This is a genomic window from Halarchaeum acidiphilum MH1-52-1 (genome assembly GCF_000474235.1).
Lineage (GTDB): Archaea > Halobacteriota > Halobacteria > Halobacteriales > Halobacteriaceae > Halarchaeum > Halarchaeum acidiphilum.
The window spans coordinates 1-20,336 of record NZ_BATA01000019.1 but is presented as its reverse complement, the minus strand read 5'-3'; the positions used below and the strand labels follow the sequence as shown (position 1 = coordinate 20,336).

The window sequence follows — 20,336 nt, the reverse complement described above, 5'->3', positions numbered from 1 at the left end:
GGCCCCCTGCGTGGGACACTAACGGGATTTTCGCACGGCACTCACTAAATCGTTTGCTATCCGTTAGCAAGGAAAAATTATGAAGTATAATGTCAGTTCGATCGCTCCACCTGCCGGTCTCAGTCGAGTCCGCGGCGGTTGAGCACGCCGGCCATGTCGGCCGCGTTCCCCGCCAAGTCGCGGAACGACGCGCCCACGTCGCTGTCCTCGTCGAGCGCGACCGGCGCGCCCCGATCGCCGCCGGCGCGGACCGAGGGGTCGAGCGGGATCGCACCGAGGAAGGGGAGATCGCTCTCCGCCGCGAACGCCTCGCCGCCCCCGCTCCCGAAGACGTCGTGCTCGGAGCCACAGTCCGGACAGACGAACGTGCTCATGTTCTCCACGATCCCCAGCACCGGGGTGTCGTGCGTGCCGAACATCTCCAAGCCCTTCCGGGCGTCGTCGATCGCGACGTCCTGCGGCGTCGTCACGACGACCGCGCCCGTCACCGGCATCGTCTGGAGGACGGTGAGCTGCGTGTCGCCCGTTCCCGGCGGGAGGTCGATGACGAGGTAGTCGAGATACCCCCACTCGACGTCCTCGACGAGCTGCGTGAGCACCTTGTGGACCATCGGACCGCGCCAGATCACCGGATCGTCCTCGCCGCCCGTGAGGAACGCCATGCTCATCAGCTTCACGCCGAACTTCTCCGGGGGGATGAGCGTCTCCTCCTCCGTCGCCTGCGGGGCCTCGTCCGCCGACACCATCCGCGGGACGTTCGGCCCGTAGATGTCGGCGTCGAAGAGACCGACGCGCGCGCCGCGATCCGAGAGCGCCGCCGCGAGGTTCACGGCGACCGTGGACTTCCCCACGCCGCCCTTCCCCGACGCCACCGCGATGACGTTCTTCACGTTCGGGAGGACGTCGTCCTCCGCACCGGAATCCTGCTCGGGGTGGAAGGCCGACAGCTCCGGTTCGAGGTCGAGTTCGCGGATCGCCTCGCGAACTCGGTCGGCGATGGACGACTCCGCCGGCGAGTACGGCGTTCCGAGCGCGAGCGAGACGTGCGCGACGCCCTCCTCGACGGTGACGTCGTTGACGAGTCCTTCCGCGACGATGTCGTCCCCGAGGTCGGGGTCCCCGACACCGCGCAACGCCTCCTCGACGTCCGCTTCGTTCATGGGGCAGTTAGGCGCCGTCGCGTGAATAAGGGTTGTGACGCCCGGTCGCACCGCCGCTTCCGACCGCGACGTGACCCCCACCCGTGGGCGCGTCTCCCCTACGCGACGTCGCCCCTACCCGCGACGTCGCCCCTTACCCGCGACGTCGCCGCCTACCCGCGACGTCTCCCCCTACCCGCGGCCTTATCCGTCCGCGCGTGCGATGTACCCGCATGCTCGAAGACGGGTTCGGTCGCGAGGTGACGGGGGTGCGCGTCTCGCTGACGGACCGCTGTAACTTCGACTGCGTCTACTGTCACAACGAGGGGCTTGGGGACACCCGCGGCCCGATGGCCGCCCGCGACCACGAGATGAGCGCGGACGACGTCGTGCGCTTCCTCGACGTCGTCGAGGGGTTCGGCGTCGACGCGGTGAAGTTCACGGGCGGCGAGCCGATGCTCCGCGACGACCTCGAGGAGATCGTCCGCCGGACGCCCGACTCGATGGAGGTCTCGCTCACCACGAACGGCACGTTCCTCCCCGAGCGCGCCGACGGTCTCGTCGATGCCGGTCTCGATCGCGTGAACGTCTCGCAGGACGCGCTCGACGAGGAGGCCTTCCGCGAGGTCACGCAGTCCGGCGCGTACGATCGGGTCATCGAGGGCGTGAAAGCGGCCGTCGAGACCGGTCTCGATCCCGTGAAGCTCAACATGGTCCTCTTCGAGGAGACGACGGACTACGTCCCCGAGATGGTCGACTACGTCGCGGAGAACGACGGTCTCCAACTCCAGCTCATCGAGTTCATGCCCGAGCTGGTGGGCAAGCCCGAGTGGGCGGTGGACATCGACGCCGTCCACGACTGGCTCGCCGAGCGGGCCGATCGAATCGAACACCGCGAGATGCACGACCGCAAGCGCTACTGGATCGACGGCGGCATGGTCGAGATCGTCGATCCGGTCGGCAACGAGGAGTTCTGCGCGAACTGCCACCGCGTGCGCGTCACACACGAGGGCTACCTGAAGGGGTGTCTGAACCGCAACGACGACCTCCGCTCGATGGGCGAGATGACGCGCGGCGAGATCGCGACGACGTTCCGCGAGACCGTCCGCGAGCGCGTCCCCTACTACGGCGAGTACATGGTCGAGGACGGCGACGGCGGCTGGGAAGTGAACCAGAAATACGTCGACGCGTGAAGGGCAGTCTCTTTTAATCTCGCGGACGCGCGTTCGCGCATGGGAGATCGGATCGGATTCGCGGAGTGCGTCTCGCTCGCCGTCGGTGGGATGGTCGGCGGCGGGATCTTCGCGGTGCTCGGCGTCGTCGCGGAGACCGCCGGACCCGCTGCGTGGCTGTCGTTCGTCGTCTCGGGACTGCTCGCGCTCTGTGCGGGCTACTCGTTCGTCCGCCTGATACGCGCGAGCGACTCCGCGGTCGCGGGTCCCGTCGAGCACGTCGAGGAGTTCACCGGGGCGCGCTGGCTCGCCGGCGTCGTCGGATGGGTGTTCACGTTCGGCTACGTCGGGACGATGGCGATGTACGCGTACGCCTTCGGGAGCTACGGTCTCCAGCTCGTCGGCGTCGCGTCCGTGTTCGGCGTCCCGGCGCGCCCGCTCCTCTCCGCGGCCGCCGTCGCGTGCTTCGTCGGGCTGAACGCGCTGGGCGCGCGGGCGTCCGGCCGGACCGAGGACGCGCTCGTCGCGACGAAGGTGTGCATCCTGCTCGTCGTCGGCGGCGCGGGGGCGTACTACGGCGCCACCCACGGGATGCTCCGGAGCGGGTTCGGCAGCCTCGGCGGTGGCGTCGTCGCCGCGAGCGCCCTCTCCTTCGTCGCCTTCGAGGGATGGGAACTGCTCACTTTCGACCTCGACAGCATCGCGGACCCGCAGGTGACCGTCCGACGGGCCATCTACACCAGCGTCGTCGTCACGACGCTGCTCTACGTCCTCGTCGCCGTCGTGACGACGGATCTCCTGAAGCCCGCGGCCATCGCCGCGAACGAGGAGACGGCGCTCGCGTACGCCGCGCGGCCGGTCTTCCACGAGGCCGGCTTCGCGCTCGTCGCCGCGGCCGCCGTGTTCTCGACCGCGTCCGCGCTGAACGCCACGCTGTTCTCGGCCGCCCGGCTCAGCCAGCAGGTGGCGGACGCCGCGCACAACGCGCCGGGGCGACCCGTCGGCGACACCGGCACGAGCGAGTCGGTCGGCCAGCGCCGGACGAGCGAACCGGGGGAGTCGTCGCCCGTGCGCGCGCTCCTCGTGCTCGGGACGCTCACGGCGATCCTCACGGTCTACGGGAGCCTCTCGTCGATCACGAGCTTCGCGTCGGGCGCCTTCATCAGCGTCTTCGGCGTCGTCTCCGCCGTCGCGTACACCAGACGCGACTCGCTCGCGAGCGCCGCGATCCCGGCGGTCGGCGCGCTCGGCTCGCTCGCCGCCCTGCTCGCGCTCTTCTGGCACCTCCACCGGACGGACCCGGACGTGCTCGCGACGGTCGCGACCATCTGGGCGGTCGTCTTGGCGGTGTACTGGCTCCCCCGTCGCTGACTCACGCACCTCCGCCGTTTCGTGATAGTTAAGTAGGGCCGGTGACTCGAATAGAGTGCAGTCACTGTAGGGGCGTGCGGTCCCGAGTCCGACGAGGGCGACAGTAACCATCGAGCGGGTCGTGGTAGCCTAGCCTGGTCAAGGCGCAGGGTTGCTAACTCTGTGGCTCACCGCCTCCGGGGTTCAAATCCCCGCCACGACGCCTCTCCACACGAGACAATCATGAGCGAAGAACAACAAGAGGAGCCGGACGAGGAGGAGGACATCCGATACTTCGTCCGGATCGGGCAGACAGACCTCGACGGGACGAAGACCGTCGAGCGTGCCCTCTCCGAGATGGACGGCATCGGCCGCCGGGTCTCCCGCGTGGTCGCCGCCAACGCCGACGTGGACCGAACAGCCACGCTCGGCCGTCTCGACGACGAGCCCATCGAGCGCATCGTCGAGGCCGTGGAGAACTTCGCCGACGAAGTTCCAGACTGGCTGGCGAACCGCCGGAACGACTTCTATACCGGCGAGACCGAACACATCACGGGCAACGACGTCTCCCTCACCCGGAATCAGGACGTCAACCGGATGCGGATGATCCGGTCCTACAAGGGCGTGCGCCACGAGCGCGGACAGAAGGTCCGCGGCCAGCGCACGAAGTCCACCGGGCGTACCGAGGGCACCATCGGTGTCAACGTCGAGGCCCTGCAAGAAGAGATGGAAGAGGAAGCAGAGGAGGAGGGTGAATAATGGCGCTTCCCGGTGAGAACACCAAGTTCTACGAGACGCCGAACCACCCCTATCAGGCGAGCGGATCTCCGAGGAGTCCGATCTCCTCAGCCGCTACGGCCTGAAGAACAAAGAGGAGCTTTGGCGCGCGCAGTCCGAACTGCGCTCCTACCGCCGCGAGGCCCGCGAACTCCTCGGTCGCGTGACCGAGGAGGGCGAGGAGGGTGAGGAGTTCGTCGCACGCCTCCGACGCTACGGCATCCTCGGCGACTCCGACGAGCTGGACGCGGTCCTCTCGCTGGACGTCACGGACGTCCTCGAACGCCGCCTCCAGACGGTCGCCTACCGCAAGGGACTGGCGAACACGCCGCAGCAGGCGCGGCAGTTCGTCACCCACGGCCACGTCACGGTCGGCGACAGCCGCGTGACGGCGCCGTCGCGAACGGTCGCCGTGGCCGAGGAGGACGACGTCGCGTTCGACGAGACGAGTCCGCTCACGGACGAGCTCCACCCGGCTCGCGCCGACAATCAGGAGTAACCCATGTCAGCAAACGAAGCCGACGACAAGTGGGGCATCGCGCACGTGCACGCCTCGTTCAACAACACGCTGCTCACGGTCACCGACGAGACGGGCGCCGAGACGCTGGCCAAATCCAGCGGTGGCGCCGTCGTCAAGCAGAACCGTGACGAGGCCTCGCCGTACGCCGCGATGCAGATGGCCGAACAGCTCGCCGAAGACCTGAAAGAACAGGGTATCGAGGGCGTCCACGTCCGCGTCCGTGGTCCCGGTGGCAACCTCCAGCGGAGCCCCGGTCCCGGTGCGCAGGCGACGATCCGAGCGCTCGCTCGCGCGGGCCTCGAAATCGGTCGCATCGAGGACGTCACCCCGATCCCCCACGACGGGACCCGCCCGCCGAAGAACAGCGGCTACTAACGACATCACATGGCAACGGACTTCGACGTCGAATTCATCGAAGACGGCGACCGGGAGGCGCGCTTCCTCGTTCGAGGGATCACGCCCGCGTTCGCCAACGGCATCCGCCGGGCCATCCTCGCGGACGTCCCGACGCTCTCCATCGACACGGTGCGGTTCGTGGAGAACTCGAGCGTCCTGTTCGACGAGGTGCTCGCCCTCCGGATGGGGCTCGTGCCGCTCACGACCCCCGAGGGCGAGTTCGACGAGGACGACACCGTCACCCTCGCCATCGACGTGGAGGGACCCGCCACCGCGTACAGCGGTGATCTGGTCTCGCCGGACCCGCAGGTCGAACCCGCAGACGAGAACATTCCCCTCATCGAGCTGAAGGACGGACAGCGTCTGGAGGCGGAGGCCGACGCGGTGCTCGGCCGGGGTCGCGATCACGCGAAGTTCCAAGGCGGGGTGGCCGTCGGCTACCGGCACCTCCAGCACGTCGAGGTCGGTGACGACGCCTCGGAGTACGGCGAAGACGAATCCCAGATCGTTCGCGGCGTCATCGAGGACGGCGGCGACCTCGTCGCCACCTCGGAGTTCGGCCACGACCTCACGAACCGGTATCCGGGGAAGGAGGTCACGGTCGAGGACGTCCCGAACGCGTTCGTCTTCCACGTCGAGTCCGACGGGTCGATGCCCGTCGATGAACTGGTCCTCCGTGCCGTGGGCACGCTGTCCACGCGCGCGGACGAACTGCGCGAGAAGGTCAGTCTGTAAGACGACACATGCCCCGCCACCCCACCATCGACGTCGGCCGCACGCGACCAGCGCCGGCCGCGTCACCGGACGGGATCGAAAGTCCCTTTACGGGGCGGCGGGAAGCATGTGTCGTCGGTAAGACCGCGCCTTCTCAGTGGGCGTGCAGGGATAGCCAAGTTTGGCCAAAGGCGCAGCGTTCAGGGCGCTGTCTCGTAGGAGTTCGCAGGTTCAAATCCTGCTCCCTGCACTCCACACCCCTATACTCTCATCAGGAGTCAGAAGCATGAGCAAGACGAGTCCGAGACTCAGTAGTCTCATCGCCCAACTCAAATCCGTCGCCCGCGATTCGGGCGCGGACGTGTGGCACGACGTCGCCGACCGGCTGGAGAAGCCGCGCTCGACGCACGCCGAGGTGAACCTGAGTCGCATCGAACGATACGCGAATGAGGACGAAACGGTCGTCGTCCCGGGGAAGGTGCTCGGTTCGGGCGCCCTCCGGAAGTCCGTGACGGTCGCCGCGGTGGACTTCTCGTCCAGCGCGGAGACGAAGATCGAACACGCGGACGGCGACGTCGTCCAGCTGGCACAGGCAGTTGAACAGAACCCCGAAGGGTCCAACGTCCGGGTGATCCGATGAGCGCCGCAGAATTCGACGCGGACGTCGTCGTCGACGCCCGCGACTGTATCATGGGTCGCGTCGCATCGAACGTCGCAGAACTCGCGCTCGACGGCCAGACGGTGGCCATCGTCAACGCGGAGGACGCGGTCATCACGGGCAGCGAGGAGGACGTCCTCGGGACGTACCGTACCCGCGCCGAACTCGGTTCGGACAGCGGGCCGTACTACCCGAAGCGTCCCGACCGCATCTTCAAGCGCGCCGTGCGCGGGATGCTCCCGTACAAGACCGACCGCGGCCGCGAGGCGTTCGAGAACGTCCGGCTCTACGTCGGCAACCGCTACGACGAGGACGGTGAGGTCCTCGAGGGAACGTCCCTCGATCGCCTCTCGAACATCAAGTTCGTCACCCTCGGGGAGATCGCAGCAGAACTGGGTGCTAACAAGACATGGTAACCAACACGAGCGGGAAGAAGAAGACGGCCGTCGCTCGCGCGACGGTCTCCGAAGGCGAGGGTCGCGTGCGAATCAACTCCACGCCGGTCGAACTCGTCGACCCCGAGATGTCGCGGCTCAAGATGCTCGAGCCGTTCCGCATCGCGGGCGAGGACATCCGCGACGAGATCGACGTCGACGTCACCGTGAACGGTGGCGGCTACGCCGGACAGGCCGACGCCGTCCGGACCGCCATCGCGCGCGCATCGTCGAGTTCCGCAACGACGCCGAACTCCGTGATGCGTTCATGGAGTTCGACCGTCAGCTCCTCGTCAACGACGCCCGGCGCAAGGAGTCGAAGAAGTGGGGCGGGCCCGGTGCGCGGGCGCGCTACCAGAAGTCCTACCGCTGAGGTACACGAATCATGATGGTACCAGTCCGGTGTTTCACGTGCGGGACCGTCATCGGTGAGCACTGGGAGGAGTTCAAGGCGCGAGCCGCGACCAAGGAGGGCGACGAGGACCCCGCGGAGGTCCTCGACGACCTCGGTCTCGACCGGCACTGCTGCCGGCGGATGTTCGTCTCGCATCAGGACCTCGTCGACGTGGTCTCACCCTACCAGTAATGCCGGAATTCAACCGCTACGAGAAGGCACGCATCATCGGGGCGCGCGCCCTGCAGGTGTCGTACGGCGCGCCCGTCTTGGTCGACACCGACCAGACGGAGCCGATCCTCATCGCGGCCGAGGAGTACGACGCCGACGCGCTCCCCTTCACCGTCCGGAGGGAACGACAATGACACGCATCGAAACCGTTCGCCTGCGCGCAGTCCTCGACTCGCGCGGCAACAAGACCGTGGAAGCGGACGTCCTCACCGAGTCCGGCGGCTTCGGCCGTGCGGCCGCCCCGTCCGGGGCGTCCACCGGTGAGTACGAAGCCATCGAACTGCCGGTCAACGAGGCCATCGCGGCGGCCCGCGAGCACGCGGTGCCCCGCCTCGACGGGCGCGTCTACGCGGGCGACCAGCGCGAGGTCGACGACACGCTGCGCGCGGCCGACGGCACCGAGGACTTCTCGGAGATCGGCGCGAACTCGGCGGTCGCCATCAGCATGGCGGCGGCCAAGGCCGGGGCGGACGTCCTCGGCGCGCCGCTCTACCAGCACCTCGGCGGCGCCTTCCGCGGCGAGAACTTCCCGATCCCCCTCGGCAACGTCGTCGGGGGCGGCGAGCACGCCCAAGAGGCGACGGCGATTCAGGAGTTCCTCTCCGCGCCGGTCGGCGCGCCGAGCGTGAAGGACGCCGTCTTCGCGAACGCGCAGGTCCACGGCGAGATCGGCTCGCTGCTGGAGGAGCGCGGCACGCCCGCCGCGAAGGGCGACGAGGGCGCGTGGGCGCCCCCCGTCTCGGACGCGGAGGCGTTCGAGATCGTCGAGGAGGCCGTCGAGACGGTCTCGGACGATGTCGGCTTCGACATCAAGTTCGGTCTCGATCTGGCGGCGGCCGAGGTCTTCGAGGATGGCGAGTACGTCTTCGGTGACGAGGTCCGCTCCACGGAGGAGCAGATCGAGTACGTCGCCGGGCTGGTCGACGAGTACGACCTCGCGTACGTCGAGGACCCGCTCGACGAGGACGCCTACGAGGCGTTCGCCGAGCTGACCGAGCGCGTCGGCGACCAGACGCTGATCTGCGGCGACGACCTGTTCGTCACGAACACAGAGCGCCTGCAGGAGGGGATCGACGTGGATGCGGCGAATAGCATCCTCATCAAGCCGAACCAGATCGGCACCCTCAGCGATGCCTTCGACGCCATCGAACTCGCCACCCGGAACGGCTACGAGACGGTCGTCAGCCACCGGAGCGGTGAGACGGAGGACGCGACGATCGCACACCTCGCCGTGGCGACCGACGCCCCGTTCATCAAGACGGGGACGGTGCAGGGCGAGCGAACCGCCAAGCTGAACGAACTCATCCGCATCGCGGACGAGGCACTATGAGCGAGCACGAAGACAGCGAGGCCGATCTCGAGGAGGCCCCCGACACGGACGCGGACGCCGCGGACGCGGAGTCCGAGGCGCCCGACGTCGATGTCGACGTCGAGGCGGACGCCGCCGACGGCGACGACACCCCGGAGACCCCCGAGCCGGCCGCAGGGACGGAAGACGTAATGCCAGACGAGGACGCCGACCTCCTCATCCCGGTCGAGGATTACCTCGCCGCGGGTGTCCACATCGGCACGCAGCAGAAGACGCAGGACATGGAGCGCTTCATCCACCGCGTGCGGACGGATGGTCTCTACGTCCTCGACGTCTCGCGCACGGACGATCGCATCCGCACGGCCGCGGACTTCCTCGCGAACTACGACCCCGAGCAGGTGCTCGTCACCTCCTCGCGTCAGTACGGTCGCTTCCCCGCGGAGAAGTTCGCGGACGCGGTCGGCGCGCGCGCCCGTACGGGTCGCTTCATCCCGGGGACGCTGACGAACCCCAAGTACGACGGCTACATCGAGCCGGACGTGCTGGTCGTCACCGACCCGATCGGTGACAGTCAGGCCGTCAAGGAAGCGATCACGGTCGGAATCCCCGTGATCGCGATGTGCGACTCGAACAACTCCACGAGCAACGTCGACCTCGTCGTTCCGACGAACAACAAGGGTCGACGCGCGCTCTCGGTCGTCTACTGGCTGCTCGCGAACGAGGTCCTCGACAAGCGCGGCGCCGAGCCGTCGTACAGTCTCGAGGACTTCGAGAGCGAGATTTAACGCCGACGACCCTTTCCTTTCGGTGACGAACCCCGTAGTTACATCTCCGCGCGCGTCGAGTGTCGCTGTATGCAGGTCGCCGGGAAGTGCCGACCGACGCGTGAGTCGCTGATCGCGGCCGCCGACCGGGGATTCGATGCGGCCGAACTCTATGTGACGCCGGACGTCCTCGACGTCGCGACCGAGAGGCTCGCCGAGCGAGTGCGGGCCTCGTCGATATCTGCGTGCTCGGTCCACACCCCGCACGTGCTCCCGTCGGCGACGGGTCCGCTCCGGGCCGCGGACCGCCTCGCTCGCGCGCTCGACGCCTACCTCGTCGTCCACACCCAGTACGCGAACATGACGCACACGCCCGTCCTCGCGGAGGCGGGGTTCGCGGCCGAGCACGGGTACGAGAATCAGGCGGGCGCGAGCGTCCGGCACGTCGAGGCGCAGGTACTCCGTCGCGGCCACGAGCTGGTGCTCGACACCGCCCACCTCTACATGGCGCACGCGGACTATCGGGAGCGGTTCCGCGCGCTGCTGGACGCGTACGGCGATCGGATCCGCGTCGTCCACCTCGCCGATTCGACGCGCGAGACGGACGGGCTCGCGTTCGGTGCGGGGGAGATGGCGATGGACGACCTCGCGCGGACGCTGAAGGGGCACTTCGACGGGACCGTGGTGTTGGAGGTGATGCCGGCGGAGCAGGCCGACGCGCTGGCGCACTTCGAGGCGGCTTAGCGCTCGACGACGCCGAGGCGGGTGTCGAAGCCGTCGACGAAGCGGACGCGCTTCCCGAAGAGGGTGCGTCCGCCGTGGAGCGGGTGGTGAGCCGCGGCGTCGGAGACGTCACCGGTGAGGAGGACGGCGGCGGGACAGGGACCGAAGCGCGAGAGGCGCTCGCGGACGGGACCGTCGTCGGGCGCGCAGAGGACGACGTCCTGTCCGGGGAAGGCGGCGAGCGCGCCGAACGTGCCGTCGGAGTCGCGCTCGGGCGTCGGAAGCCGATAGAGGTCGGTGAAGCGCGCGACGGCCGCGTCGAGGTCGTCGACGGCGAGGACGACGCGGCCGATCCCGGAGATCGGGGACCCGTAGAGCGCGCTGTCGGGGACGCGGTACTCGCGAGGCGTTCGATCGGAGACGACGGCGGGGAGCGCGGTGTCCGGGTCGCCGAGGAAGCCGACGTCCCACTCGGCGACGCCCCGGTCGGTCTCGCGGCGCTCGCGGACGGGTCCCCGGACGGTGACGTCGTGACTGATGGCGCGCTGGAGTTCGCTGTGGACGCTGCCGGCGTCGACGCACCACGCGCAGGGACCGGCGTCGGCCGCCGCGAAGTCCGGCCAGTGGCCGGCGGTCTCGGCGTCGGGATCGGTGGGCGCGAGGAGTTCGAGCGCGGAGCCGTCGGGCAGGACGATCATCGCCGTCTCCGTGCCGGATTCGGCGTGTTCGCCGCCGTACTGCGGGGCGAAGCCGGCGTTCTCGAAGCGCTCGACGAGCGCGTCGAGGTCGGGACCGACGAACGGGACGTGATCGATGACGGGGCGCATATCCGGGGTTGGCGGGCGGTAGTGATAGGTGGCGCGGCACCGACGGCGGTGGGTGCGCCGCGAAGCGAAAGGGTACTTACGCCGGGCCGACCCGTGTTCGGGTATGCCGACCACTTCGAGCGCCCCGGGGAAGGTGTACCTCTTCGGGGAGCACGCGGTCGTCTACGGCGAGCCCGCGGTGCCGTGCGCCATCGAGCGGCGCGCGACCGTCCGGGTGGAGGAGCGTGACGACGGGCGCCTGCGGGTGAGCGCAGCGGACCTCTCGCTCGACGGGTTCACCGTGGAGTACGGCGCTGACGACGGCGTCCCGAACGTGGACGTCCCGACGGCGCTGGTCGAGGCGGCGATGGGGTACGTGGACGCGGCGGTGGCGAGCGCGCGCGACGCCGCCGACCGGCCGGACGCGGGCTTCGACGTGACGATCGAGAGCGACATCCCGCTGGGCGCGGGTCTCGGCTCCTCCGCCGCCGTCGTCGTCGCGGGCGTGGACGCCGCCGCGCGCGAACTCGGCGTCGAACTCGCTCCCGAGACCGTCGCGGAGCGCGCGTACGAGGTCGAGAAGGCGGTCCAGAGCGGGGAGGCCTCGCGCGCGGACACGTTCTGCTCGGCGATGGGCGGGGCGGTCCGCGTCGAGGGGTCGGACTGTCGGACGCTCGACGCGCCCGACCTCCCGTTCGTCGTGGGGTACGACGGGACGAGTCACGACACGGGCGACCTCGTCGCGGGCGTGCGCGCGTTGCGCGAGCAGTACGACTTCGCTCGCGACACTGTCGAATCCATCGGCGACCTCGTCCGGCGGGGCGAGGACGCGCTCCGCGAGGGCGACGTCGAGGAACTCGGGCGCCTGATGGACGTCGATCACGGCCTGCTCGCCGCGCTCGGCGTCTCCGCGCGCTCGCTCGACGAGATGGTGTGGGCGGCGCGCGACGGCGGCGCCGCGGGCGCGAAACTGACGGGCGCGGGCGGCGGGGGCTGCATCGTCGCGCTCGATCGGGACGACGGCGCGGAGACCGCGCTCTCGCTGACGCCGGCGTGCGAGGAGGCCTTCCGCGCGCGGCTCGCGGACGAGGGGGTGCGTGCGGAGTGACGGTCGTCCTGAAGCTCGGCGGGAGCGTGATCACCGAGAAGGGCGAGCCGGAGACGGTCGATATCGGCGCTCTCGCGGACGCCGCGGACGCGATCGCCGCGGCGTCGATCGGCGATCTCGTTCTCGTCCACGGCGGCGGCTCGTTCGGCCACCACCACGCGGCCGCCCACGGCGTCTCTCGAACCGACGGCACGCGCGACGCGGCGGCGGTCCGCGAGATCCACGGCGCGATGCGGCGGCTGAACGACGCGGTCTGCGACGCCCTCGTCGGACGGGACGTCCCGGCCGTCCCACACCACCCCCACTCGGCGGGCTACCGGGACGCCGCGGGCGACCTCACGCTTCCGACGGACACCGTCGGCGCGACGCGCGACGAGGGGTTCGTGCCCGTCCTCCACGGCGACGTCGTGACGCACGTCGATGCGGGCGCGACGATCCTGAGCGGCGACGAGCTCGTCGTCGCGCTCGCGCGCGGTCTCGACGCCGATCGCGTCGGCGTCTGCTCGACGGTTTCGGGCGTGTTGGACGACGACGGCGACGTCATCGAGCGCATCGACGACTACGCCGACGTCGAGCGCTATCTCGGCGGGAGCGCGGACACGGACGTCACGGGTGGGATGGCCGCGAAGGTCCGCGCACTCCTCGACCTCGACGCGCCCGCGTCGGTGTTCGGTCCCGACGCGCTCGGCGGTTTCCTTCGCGGCGAGGGACCGGGCACGGTGATCCGGTAGGGCGTACGTTCTTCTCGGTCGGCACCGAATCCTCGTCGCATGCAGTGGGAGTACAAGATCGTACGGCTCGACTCGGGGAGCTACTTCCGCGACGCGGAGTCCCCGAGTGAAGCGGAGTTGAACGAACTCGGCGCGGACGGGTGGGAGCTCGCGGCAGCGATCGACAGCAGCGAGGTCAAACTCGGCGGTCGAGGTGGGTCCACGACGGGGCTCGTGTTCAAACGACCGGTCGAGGATGGGGGGTCGGACGGCGCGGACGGGTCGTCCACGACTGGACAGTGAGACGTGCCGCGTGCGGCGCAGACGACCGAGCGGTCGGTTAGAAGACGAATCCGCTCTGGATGGCGGCGACGAGGCCGGTGAGGACGACGACGCTCAACACCGTCGTCACGAAGATGACGGTGCTCATGTACTCGGCGGTGTCGAACGCCGTGTCGGGATCGCCGTCGCTGTACGCGATGGTGAGCGCGAGGGGGGTGACGGCGGCGGGCGTCGCGCATTCGAGGACGAAGATGTTGGCGACGTCGGGGTTGGCGAAGCCGATGACGATCGCGATGGCGGCGCCGACGACGGGGGCGACGACGAGCTTGAGCGCGGTGGGGAGCGCGGTCGGGCGGAGGTGACCGAGGTCGACGTCGGCGAGCTGGATGCCGACGACGGTGAGCATCAGGGGGACGGACGCCGAGCCGACCGTGTTCACCGTGGTCATGAAGGTGCCGTCTGCGGGCGGGGTCAGCCCGAGGAGGCGGACGATCGCCGCGGCGGCGACGGCGTAGACGAGCGGGAGGCGAAAGACCTCGCGGAGCGCGCTCGTCGCGCCGGCGGCGTCGTCCTTCCCGGCGGAGACGACGTAGACGCCGAGCGTGTAGAGGAGGACGCTCTGCGTCGTGAGGAAGAGCGTGGCGGTCGTCTTCCCGAGGTCGCCGAAGACGAACGAAGTGAGGGGGATGCCGACGAACCCGGAGTTCGGGAACGCGCTCGCCAGCACGATGCCGGAGAGCAGGGAGTCCGGGACGTCGAGCGCGCGGCCGGCGACGTACGCGAGCGCCATGATGACGAGCGCGTAGGCGAGGACGGCGACGACGAGCGAGACGACGGCGCTCCCGCTGAGGCTCGTCGTCGCGATGCCGTGGAAGACGAGCGCGGGGAGGAAGAAGTTGAGCGCGACGGTGTTGAGCGGGCCGACGGAGACGTCGGTGGCGCGCCCGAGGACGTAGCCCACGGCGGCGATGGCGACGATCGGGAGGATGGCCGACGTGAAGGCGCCGAAGAGGGTCACGCGCGTCTCACGTCCGCTCGGGACGGGGTGGTTCGAACCGGAACCGGATAGTGAGGGAAACGAGACACACGTGATCCTACCGAGCGCTGATACAAAGCCCCTTCCGAAACAGGTCGCCGCGCCGCGGTGGCGAGAGGGGCGTCGATCCCCGCCGTTTTTGTTGCGCTCACCCGTACGGGCGATCGATAAGCGTCGGTCCCGCCGGCGCTACACGGGAGTCCACGATGGAGATCGAAATCGCGACGATCGGCGGGTACGAGGAGGTCGGACGGAACATGACGGCCGTCCGCGTCGGTAGCGACGTCGTCGTCTTCGATATGGGTCTCGACCTCGCACCGGTCGTCCGACGCGACCTCGACGGCGAAGTCCGCGCGGTCGTCTTCTCGCACGGCCACCTCGATCACGTCGGGGCGGCCGGCGTCCTCGCGGAACGCTACGACGCCCCGCTGATCGCGACCCCGTTCACGATGGAGATAGTGAAGGGCGAACTCGGCGCGAGGTTCGCCGGCGACCTCGTGACGATGGCCGCCGGCGAGGGGATGGATATCGGCGACGGTCTCGAACTCGAGTTCGTCCACGTCACGCACTCGACCGTCGGTGCGGTGAACCCCGTCCTCCACACGCCGGCCGGCGCGGTCGTCTACGGACTCGATAAGCGCCTCGACCACGATCCGGTTCTCGGAGACCCGATCGACATGGCGCGCTTCGAGGCGCTCGGTGAGGCGGGCGTGCTCGCGTACGTCGAGGACTGCACGAACGCGGGCCGCGACGGACGCACGCCCGGCGAGGCCGTCGCCCGCGCTCGCGTTCGCGACACCCTGCGAGGCGTCGCGGACACGGACGGAGTGATCGTCGCCTCGACGTTCGCCAGCCACGTCTCGCGCGTGTCGAGCCTCGTCGAGTGCGCCCGGGAGATCGGCCGCGAGCCGATCCTCCTCGGGCACTCGATGGAGACGTACGCGCGGACCGCCGCCCACTTCGGCTATCCGGAATTCGAGGACGTCGAGACCCGCGGGAGTCGCGTCGGCGTCGAGCGCGCGCTGCGGCGCGTGCGTAACGAGGGCCGCGAGGACTTCCTGTTGATCGCCACCGGCCATCAGGCCGAACCGCGCGCCGTCCTGCCGCGACTCGCGCGCGCCGAGAGCGCGCTCGCGCTCGGCGCGGGTGACGTCGTCGTCTTCAGCGCCCGCGTGATCCCCGATCCCGTCAATCGGCGGCGCCGGGCCGCGCTCGATCGGCGACTCGAACGCCGCGGCGTCCGGGTCCGCGACGGCGTCCACGTCTCCGGTCACCTCCGCGCTACGGGCCACCGCCGGATGCTCCGGGCGCTCGAACCCCGTACCCTTATCCCCGCCCACCAGTCAGTAGAAGGTATCGAACCCTACGTCGCCCTCGCCGAAGCCCGCGGATACGAGCGCGGCGAGGACGTCCACGTCGCCCGCAACGGAACCACCATCACACTCGCCGAATAAATGAACCAGAACACGCGCGAAGACGCGGTGTTGTCCGCCATCGAGGAGCGACGCGAACTCGTCAACGACGCGATCGACGACGAACTCCCGATGGCCGAACCCGAACGACTGTACGAGGCCTCCCGATATCTCCTCGAAGCCGGCGGGAAGCGCCTGCGCCCGACCGTCTCGCTGCTCGTCGCGGAAGCGCTCGCGGACGTCGATCTCCTCTCCGCGGACTACGGGGAGTTCCCCGCGCTCGACGACTCGACGGTGGACGTCATGGCCGCCGCCGTCTCCATCGAGGTCATCCAGTCGTTCACCCTCATCCACGACGACATCATGGACGACGACGACCTCCGTCGCGGCGTCCCCGCCGTCCACCGCGAGTACGACACCGAGACCGCCATCCTCGCCGGCGACACCCTCTACTCGAAGGCCTTCGAGATCATGCTCCGGACCGAGGCCGACCCCGAGGCGAGCCTCGACGCCATCGACCTCCTCGCGCGCACCTGCACGCGCATCTGCGAGGGCCAAGCGCTCGACGTCGACTTCGAGACGCGCGCCGACGTGGACGCCGACGAGTACCTCGACATGGTCGAGCGCAAGACCGCCGTCCTCTACGGCGCCGCCGCGAGCGTCCCCGCCATCGTCATGGGCGCGGACGACGACGTCGTCGACGCGCTCTACCGCTACGGCGTCAACGCCGGGCAGGCCTTCCAGATTCAGGACGACGTCCTCGATCTGACCGTGCCCTCCGAGCAACTCGGCAAACAGCGCGGGAGCGACCTCGTCGAGAACAAACAGACCGTCATCACCGTCCACGCGCGCGATCACGGCGTCGACGTCGACTCCCTCGTGGACGCCGACGACCCCGAGAACGTCACCGACGCCGAGATCGACGCCGCCGTCGCGGCGTTAGAGGACGCCGGCAGCATCGCCTACGCCCGCAACCTCGCCGAGGACCTCACCGCGCAGGCGAAAGCCGAACTCGACGGCCTCCCCGACAACGACGCCCGAGACCTCCTCCGCGAGATCGCCGACTACCTCATCGAACGCGGCTACTAACGACCGTTTGCCGTGCGCGGCTTCGCCCGCGCTGGCAAAAGATGGAACACTTGCAACGGTGGGGGGTGTGGTGGCTCTTCTCGCGCGTCGCTCACGCGACGTCCAACGTCTCGCGGTCCGCGTCGGTCAGATCGAGTCCGGTCGCGGCGACGTTCTGTTCGGGGTGATCGATGCTCGACGTCCCGGGGATCGGGAGGATGACGTCGCTGTGATCGAGGAATCACGCGAGCGACACCTGATAGACGGTGGCGTCGTGGCGCTCGGCGACGGTCTCGACGGCCTCGCGCGTCTCGCCGATGAGGCGCTCGGAGACGGCGGGACCGTAGGAGTCCGCCGTATCGATGAAGTCCACGCCGAGTTCGTCGGCGCGCCGGCGGACGTCGCGCGCGTTCGGCTCGCTCGGGGGACGACCGATGACGTCTCCGCCGGTGAGGCGCATCGCGCCGAAGCCGAGGCGGTGGACGGTGAGTTCGTCGCCGATGTCGAACGTGTCGCTCTCGTTCGCGCGTGTCAGGGGTGGCGATTGGCGCGCGCGCGACCGGAAGGCGCTGTGGAAGCGGCGGGCGACGCGGCCTTCAGGGATCGCCCGCCGCGTCGAGTCGCGCGGTGACGTGGGCGTCGACGTTGTAGAAGAGGACGCCGACGGAGGCGAGCGCGACGGCGAGATAGAGGAGGTAGCGAAGCGGCCCGCCGAGGACGCTCCCGACGGTCCCCCCGACGATGCCGACGACCATCAGCTCGAACCACGTGAGGAGCGCGCGGGAGGCGACCATCGAGCGACCCATCTCAGTAGCCCTCCCCGCTCTCGATCGAACCGCTGAACGACGTGTAGAGCAGGACGAAGTAGCCGGAGACGAGCGGGAGGAGGATCACCGCCGCGATGGACATGAGGTTGAGCGGGAGCGTCGAGACGATGGCGTCCGCGACGGTGGTTCCGGCGGCCGGATCGACGAGCGGGTACATGAAGCGCGCGACGAGCGCGACGAGCGCGACGACGGTGAGGGCGACGGCGCCGAACGCGGCCCGGTCGCGTCCCCGTCGGAGCGCGAGGGCGTAGCCGACGCCGGCGAGGACGCTGAGCGCGACGCAGGCGATCCCGAGCGGCGTGAGCAGGTTCGCGGCGGCGCGCGGGAGCGCGGCGACGACGTACGCGAGCGTGACGACGACGAGCGCGAGGTAGGCCGCGGCGGCGCGCTCGCCGTACGGCCGGACGGTCTCGCGGAGGTCGCCCTCGACCTTCAGCCGGACGAACGCGACGCCGTCGGCGATCGTGAGCGCGACGAGCGCGAGGCCGACGAGGACGCCGGGGACGGTGAGGATCGCGTCGAGACCGAAGGTCCAGTCGGCGACGAAGACGCCGAGACAGAAGGGCGCGCCGACGCTCCCGGCGACGAACGAGCGCCCCCACCAGCGTCGCCACGCGTCGTCCTCGCGCTGCTCGCGGAACTCGGGGGCGAGGCCGCGGAGGATGAGCAGTGCGAGGACGCAGAACAGCAGGAGGTAGTAGCGCGAGAAGACGGCGGCGTAGACGGTGGGGAACGCGGCGAAGAGCGCGCCGCCGAAGACGACGAGCCAGACCTCGTTGCCGTCCCAGAAGGGCCCGACGACGGCGAGGAGGTGCTCGCGCTCCGCCTCGTCGTGCCGGAGGGCGAACAGCGCGCCGACGCCGAAGTCGAAGCCGTCGAGGAGGACGAACGCCCCGAGCAGGCAGAACAGCAGAGCGAACCAGAGATCGGCGAGCGGGAGACCGAACAGGGGACCGGCGGCGAGATCAGTCATCGGTCGTCACCCCCTCGGTCTCGGCCGTCCCGCGGGTGTAGAGGTCCGCGTCGTCCGACGGCGGACCGCCCCGGATGACGCGGACGACCACGTACGTGTAGACGGCGAGCAGCGCGAGGTAGCCGACGGCGAAGCCGGCGAGCGTGAGCGTGGCCTCCGTCGCGCTCAGGCCGGGCGAGACGCCGTTCGTCGTCTTCAACACGCCGTGGACGAGCCACGGTTGGCGCCCGACCTCGGTGACGACCCACCCGGTCTCGACGGCGAGGAGGCCGAGCAGCGTCGATGCCATCAGCCCCTTGTGGAGCAGGTCGTCGTCGAACAGCTCGCCGCGCCACCACCGGTAGCCTCCCCAGAAGGCGAGGAGGAGGAACCAGAAGCCGAGTCCGACCATGACGCGGAAGGACCAGAAGACGAGCGCGACGGGCGGGTGGGGTTCGGCGAACGTCTCCAATCCCTGTATGGCGGCGCCCGCGTTCCCGCCGCTGGCGAGCCACGACGCCCCGCCGGGGATGCCCAGCCCGAAGAGGTCCTTCGAGTGCGGGCCGAGGACGTGACTGAGGTCGGTCGGGAACGCGAAGAGGTACTCGGGGACGTGCGATTCGGTGTGCCAGACGGCCTCCATCGCCGCGAACTTCTGCGGTTGGGTCTCGTAGACGTGTCGGGCGTAGCCGTCGCCGACGGCGATCTGGAGCGGTGCGACGACGATGAGGACGACGAGCGCGATCTTCAGGGTGGCCTCCCAGACGTCGACGTTCTCGTTCTCGACGCCGCGGACGTGGTGTTTGTAGACGTAGTAGGCGGAGATGCCGGCGAGGAGGAGCGAGACGGTCTCGACGGCCGCGGTCTGCATGTGGACGAACAGCCACGGGAAGCGCGGGTTGAGGTAGGCGGCGAGCGGGTCGGTGAGGTGGACGACGCGCCGGCCGCCCTCGGTGACGACCTCGTACCCCCGCGGGGTCTGCATCCACGAGTTCGCGACGAGGATCCAGACGGCGGAGAGCCACGAGCCGACGCCGACGGCGAGCGAGGAGACGAAGTAGAGCCGGTCGCTCACGCGCTCGCGACCGAAGAGGAAGACGCCGAGGAACGTGGCTTCGAGCATGAACGCCATCATCCCCTCGACGGCGAGCGGCCCGCCGAAGAGTTCGCCGACGAACGCGGAGAAGCCGGCGAAGTTCGTCCCGAACTCGAACTCGAGGACGAGCCCGGTGACGGTCCCGACGACGAACGTGATGGCGAAGACGTGCCCCCAGAAGCGACGCAGGCGCTCGTAGAGCGGTTCGCCATGGTGCACCTCGCGCCACGTGAAGTAGACGAGGAAGGGCGCGAGCCCCATGCTGATGACGGGGAAGACGATGTGGACGATGGTCGTGAGCGCGAACTGGAGGCGGCTCGCGAAGACCGGATCTACCATGGATCGCTCACCCGCGTTGGCTTCACTACCGGAACGGTGCGGCCAGCGACGCAAAGAGCGTTGGGGCTGTTCGAGCGATACACGCGCGGTCCTACCTAGAACAGCGAGAGAGTCCCGCC

The 20,336-nt window shown here is 69.4% G+C and carries 23 protein-coding genes, 2 tRNA genes and 3 pseudogenes; 21 read left to right on the top strand and 7 right to left on the bottom strand.

The genetic code is table 11. The features are described 5' to 3' along the window. Window positions 1-119: 119 nt before the first annotated feature. On the bottom strand, window positions 120-1,160 hold the full coding sequence (locus AOZ13_RS05225) for an Mrp/NBP35 family ATP-binding protein (protein ID WP_021780006.1): 1,041 nt from the start codon (window positions 1,158-1,160) through the stop codon (window positions 120-122). Between the two features lie 212 nt (window positions 1,161-1,372). On the opposite strand from AOZ13_RS05225, the gene moaA reads away from it, so the two are divergent. The 16 genes and pseudogenes from moaA (at window position 1,373) to AOZ13_RS05145 (ending at window position 10,602) form a co-directional block, all read left to right on the top strand. Further along, complete coding sequence (moaA, locus tag AOZ13_RS05220; protein WP_020221672.1) at window positions 1,373-2,332, top strand: GTP 3',8-cyclase MoaA; 960 nt, start codon at window positions 1,373-1,375, stop codon at window positions 2,330-2,332. Between the two features lie 39 nt (window positions 2,333-2,371). Further along, window positions 2,372-3,682, top strand: a complete 1,311-nt coding sequence (locus AOZ13_RS05215; RefSeq protein ID WP_021780004.1) for an APC family permease — start codon at window positions 2,372-2,374, stop codon at window positions 3,680-3,682. A 118-nt stretch (window positions 3,683-3,800) separates the two neighbouring features. Further along, window positions 3,801-3,884 (top strand) — tRNA-Ser (locus AOZ13_RS05210). 20 nt (window positions 3,885-3,904) lie between these two features. Next, window positions 3,905-4,420, top strand: coding sequence for a 30S ribosomal protein S13 (locus tag AOZ13_RS05205; RefSeq protein ID WP_020221573.1), 516 nt, complete (start codon window positions 3,905-3,907; stop codon window positions 4,418-4,420). Further along, window positions 4,420-4,937: pseudogene (locus AOZ13_RS05200) on the top strand (30S ribosomal protein S4). The gene AOZ13_RS05205 and the pseudogene AOZ13_RS05200 overlap by 1 nt, the downstream one beginning before the upstream one ends. 3 nt (window positions 4,938-4,940) lie before the next feature. Next, window positions 4,941-5,333: a 30S ribosomal protein S11 gene (locus tag AOZ13_RS05195; protein ID WP_020221571.1), complete on the top strand. Its 393-nt coding sequence runs from the start codon at window positions 4,941-4,943 to the stop codon at window positions 5,331-5,333. Between the two features lie 9 nt (window positions 5,334-5,342). Then, a complete protein-coding gene (locus tag AOZ13_RS05190; protein ID WP_020221570.1) occupies window positions 5,343-6,089 on the top strand; it encodes a DNA-directed RNA polymerase subunit D in 747 nt (248 codons plus the stop codon). A gap of 144 nt (window positions 6,090-6,233) precedes the next feature. Further along, a tRNA-Leu gene (locus tag AOZ13_RS05185) sits at window positions 6,234-6,318 on the top strand. A 36-nt stretch (window positions 6,319-6,354) separates the two neighbouring features. Further along, entirely contained in the window at window positions 6,355-6,708 is a 354-nt protein-coding gene (locus AOZ13_RS05180) for a 50S ribosomal protein L18e (RefSeq protein WP_020221569.1), read from the top strand. Beyond that, window positions 6,705-7,142 carry a 50S ribosomal protein L13 gene (locus AOZ13_RS05175; RefSeq protein WP_020221568.1) on the top strand — a complete coding sequence of 146 codons (438 nt, stop codon included), beginning with the start codon at window positions 6,705-6,707 and terminating at the stop codon, window positions 7,140-7,142. Before AOZ13_RS05180 ends, AOZ13_RS05175 begins: the two co-directional genes overlap by 4 nt. Beyond that, window positions 7,136-7,533: pseudogene (locus AOZ13_RS05170) on the top strand (30S ribosomal protein S9). Before AOZ13_RS05175 ends, AOZ13_RS05170 begins: the two are co-directional and overlap by 7 nt. Before the next feature lie 12 nt (window positions 7,534-7,545). Further along, window positions 7,546-7,746: a DNA-directed RNA polymerase subunit N gene (locus AOZ13_RS05165; RefSeq protein ID WP_044957504.1), complete on the top strand. Its 201-nt coding sequence runs from the start codon at window positions 7,546-7,548 to the stop codon at window positions 7,744-7,746. Beyond that, window positions 7,746-7,919, top strand: coding sequence for a DNA-directed RNA polymerase subunit K (locus tag AOZ13_RS05160; protein WP_020221565.1), 174 nt, complete (start codon window positions 7,746-7,748; stop codon window positions 7,917-7,919). The genes AOZ13_RS05165 and AOZ13_RS05160 overlap by 1 nt, the downstream gene beginning before the upstream one ends. Then, a complete protein-coding gene (eno, locus tag AOZ13_RS05155) occupies window positions 7,916-9,115 on the top strand; it encodes a phosphopyruvate hydratase (protein ID WP_020221564.1) in 1,200 nt (399 codons plus the stop codon). The genes AOZ13_RS05160 and eno overlap by 4 nt, the downstream gene beginning before the upstream one ends. Next, entirely contained in the window at window positions 9,112-9,879 is a 768-nt protein-coding gene (gene rpsB / locus AOZ13_RS05150) for a 30S ribosomal protein S2 (protein ID WP_020221563.1), read from the top strand. The genes eno and rpsB overlap by 4 nt, the downstream gene beginning before the upstream one ends. Window positions 9,880-9,948: 69 nt before the next feature. Next, window positions 9,949-10,602 carry a sugar phosphate isomerase/epimerase family protein gene (locus AOZ13_RS05145; protein WP_020221562.1) on the top strand — a complete coding sequence of 218 codons (654 nt, stop codon included), beginning with the start codon at window positions 9,949-9,951 and terminating at the stop codon, window positions 10,600-10,602. On the opposite strand, the gene AOZ13_RS05140 is transcribed toward AOZ13_RS05145, so the two are convergent. Then, the gene (locus AOZ13_RS05140; RefSeq protein WP_020221561.1) at window positions 10,599-11,408 is read right to left on the bottom strand and encodes a VOC family protein; all 810 of its coding nucleotides are present in this window, start codon (window positions 11,406-11,408) and stop codon (window positions 10,599-10,601) included. The genes AOZ13_RS05145 and AOZ13_RS05140 overlap by 4 nt on opposite strands. A gap of 103 nt (window positions 11,409-11,511) precedes the next feature. Here AOZ13_RS05140 and mvk point away from each other — a divergent pair, with 103 nt between their 5' ends. The 3 genes from mvk to AOZ13_RS05125 are packed head-to-tail and all read left to right on the top strand — an operon-like array spanning window position 11,512 to window position 13,508. Further along, window positions 11,512-12,495: a mevalonate kinase gene (mvk, locus tag AOZ13_RS05135; protein WP_021780001.1), complete on the top strand. Its 984-nt coding sequence runs from the start codon at window positions 11,512-11,514 to the stop codon at window positions 12,493-12,495. Continuing rightward, entirely contained in the window at window positions 12,492-13,226 is a 735-nt protein-coding gene (locus AOZ13_RS05130) for an isopentenyl phosphate kinase (protein WP_021780000.1), read from the top strand. The genes mvk and AOZ13_RS05130 overlap by 4 nt, the downstream gene beginning before the upstream one ends. Window positions 13,227-13,265: 39 nt before the next feature. Next, window positions 13,266-13,508 (top strand): DUF4177 domain-containing protein, encoded by a 243-nt coding sequence (locus AOZ13_RS05125; protein WP_020222627.1) that lies wholly within the window; start codon window positions 13,266-13,268, stop codon window positions 13,506-13,508. A 37-nt stretch (window positions 13,509-13,545) separates the two neighbouring features. Here AOZ13_RS05125 and AOZ13_RS05120 read toward each other — a convergent pair whose 3' ends face one another. Further along, entirely contained in the window at window positions 13,546-14,505 is a 960-nt protein-coding gene (locus AOZ13_RS05120; RefSeq protein ID WP_020222628.1) for an AEC family transporter, read from the bottom strand. A 224-nt stretch (window positions 14,506-14,729) separates the two neighbouring features. On the opposite strand from AOZ13_RS05120, the gene AOZ13_RS13860 reads away from it, so the two are divergent. Beyond that, a complete protein-coding gene (locus AOZ13_RS13860) occupies window positions 14,730-15,977 on the top strand; it encodes an MBL fold metallo-hydrolase (RefSeq protein ID WP_049933865.1) in 1,248 nt (415 codons plus the stop codon). After that, on the top strand, window positions 15,978-17,024 hold the full coding sequence (gene idsA3 / locus AOZ13_RS13855) for a geranylfarnesyl diphosphate synthase (RefSeq protein ID WP_021779998.1): 1,047 nt from the start codon (window positions 15,978-15,980) through the stop codon (window positions 17,022-17,024). It abuts the gene before it with no gap. A 91-nt stretch (window positions 17,025-17,115) separates the two neighbouring features. Here the strand turns inward: idsA3 and AOZ13_RS05110 are convergent. The 4 genes and pseudogenes from AOZ13_RS05110 to AOZ13_RS05095 all read right to left on the bottom strand — a co-directional run bounded on the left by AOZ13_RS05110 (window position 17,116) and on the right by AOZ13_RS05095 (window position 20,217). Next, a pseudogene (locus tag AOZ13_RS05110) lies at window positions 17,116-17,538 on the bottom strand (aldo/keto reductase). A gap of 61 nt (window positions 17,539-17,599) precedes the next feature. Then, window positions 17,600-17,797: a hypothetical protein gene (locus AOZ13_RS05105; protein ID WP_044958613.1), complete on the bottom strand. Its 198-nt coding sequence runs from the start codon at window positions 17,795-17,797 to the stop codon at window positions 17,600-17,602. Window positions 17,798-17,810: 13 nt separating this feature from the next. After that, a complete protein-coding gene (gene cydB, locus AOZ13_RS05100) occupies window positions 17,811-18,803 on the bottom strand; it encodes a cytochrome d ubiquinol oxidase subunit II (protein ID WP_021779996.1) in 993 nt (330 codons plus the stop codon). Continuing rightward, the gene (locus AOZ13_RS05095; protein ID WP_021779995.1) at window positions 18,796-20,217 is read right to left on the bottom strand and encodes a cytochrome ubiquinol oxidase subunit I; all 1,422 of its coding nucleotides are present in this window, start codon (window positions 20,215-20,217) and stop codon (window positions 18,796-18,798) included. The genes cydB and AOZ13_RS05095 overlap by 8 nt, the downstream gene beginning before the upstream one ends. Window positions 20,218-20,336 lie beyond the last annotated feature (119 nt).

What these genes read in the sequence shown, in the direction of transcription:
- AOZ13_RS05165 (WP_044957504.1), top strand. Translation starts at nt 7,546, where the DNA reads ATGATGGTACCAGTCCGGTGTTTCACGTGCGGGACCGTCATCGGTGAG.
- AOZ13_RS05195 (WP_020221571.1), top strand. Translation starts at nt 4,941, where the DNA reads ATGTCAGCAAACGAAGCCGACGACAAGTGGGGCATCGCGCACGTGCAC.
- rpsB (WP_020221563.1), top strand. Translation starts at nt 9,112, where the DNA reads ATGAGCGAGCACGAAGACAGCGAGGCCGATCTCGAGGAGGCCCCCGAC.
- cydB (WP_021779996.1), bottom strand. Translation starts at nt 18,803, where the DNA reads ATGACTGATCTCGCCGCCGGTCCCCTGTTCGGTCTCCCGCTCGCCGAT.
- AOZ13_RS05190 (WP_020221570.1), top strand. Translation starts at nt 5,343, where the DNA reads ATGGCAACGGACTTCGACGTCGAATTCATCGAAGACGGCGACCGGGAG.
- AOZ13_RS05145 (WP_020221562.1), top strand. Translation starts at nt 9,949, where the DNA reads ATGCAGGTCGCCGGGAAGTGCCGACCGACGCGTGAGTCGCTGATCGCG.
- AOZ13_RS05175 (WP_020221568.1), top strand. Translation starts at nt 6,705, where the DNA reads ATGAGCGCCGCAGAATTCGACGCGGACGTCGTCGTCGACGCCCGCGAC.
- AOZ13_RS05095 (WP_021779995.1), bottom strand. Translation starts at nt 20,217, where the DNA reads ATGGTAGATCCGGTCTTCGCGAGCCGCCTCCAGTTCGCGCTCACGACC.
- AOZ13_RS05125 (WP_020222627.1), top strand. Translation starts at nt 13,266, where the DNA reads ATGCAGTGGGAGTACAAGATCGTACGGCTCGACTCGGGGAGCTACTTC.
- AOZ13_RS05140 (WP_020221561.1), bottom strand. Translation starts at nt 11,408, where the DNA reads ATGCGCCCCGTCATCGATCACGTCCCGTTCGTCGGTCCCGACCTCGAC.
- moaA (WP_020221672.1), top strand. Translation starts at nt 1,373, where the DNA reads ATGCTCGAAGACGGGTTCGGTCGCGAGGTGACGGGGGTGCGCGTCTCG.
- AOZ13_RS05105 (WP_044958613.1), bottom strand. Translation starts at nt 17,797, where the DNA reads ATGGTCGCCTCCCGCGCGCTCCTCACGTGGTTCGAGCTGATGGTCGTC.
- AOZ13_RS05180 (WP_020221569.1), top strand. Translation starts at nt 6,355, where the DNA reads ATGAGCAAGACGAGTCCGAGACTCAGTAGTCTCATCGCCCAACTCAAA.
- mvk (WP_021780001.1), top strand. Translation starts at nt 11,512, where the DNA reads ATGCCGACCACTTCGAGCGCCCCGGGGAAGGTGTACCTCTTCGGGGAG.
- idsA3 (WP_021779998.1), top strand. Translation starts at nt 15,978, where the DNA reads ATGAACCAGAACACGCGCGAAGACGCGGTGTTGTCCGCCATCGAGGAG.
- eno (WP_020221564.1), top strand. Translation starts at nt 7,916, where the DNA reads ATGACACGCATCGAAACCGTTCGCCTGCGCGCAGTCCTCGACTCGCGC.
- AOZ13_RS05205 (WP_020221573.1), top strand. Translation starts at nt 3,905, where the DNA reads ATGAGCGAAGAACAACAAGAGGAGCCGGACGAGGAGGAGGACATCCGA.
- AOZ13_RS05215 (WP_021780004.1), top strand. Translation starts at nt 2,372, where the DNA reads ATGGGAGATCGGATCGGATTCGCGGAGTGCGTCTCGCTCGCCGTCGGT.
- AOZ13_RS05225 (WP_021780006.1), bottom strand. Translation starts at nt 1,160, where the DNA reads ATGAACGAAGCGGACGTCGAGGAGGCGTTGCGCGGTGTCGGGGACCCC.
- AOZ13_RS13860 (WP_049933865.1), top strand. Translation starts at nt 14,730, where the DNA reads ATGGAGATCGAAATCGCGACGATCGGCGGGTACGAGGAGGTCGGACGG.
- AOZ13_RS05160 (WP_020221565.1), top strand. Translation starts at nt 7,746, where the DNA reads ATGCCGGAATTCAACCGCTACGAGAAGGCACGCATCATCGGGGCGCGC.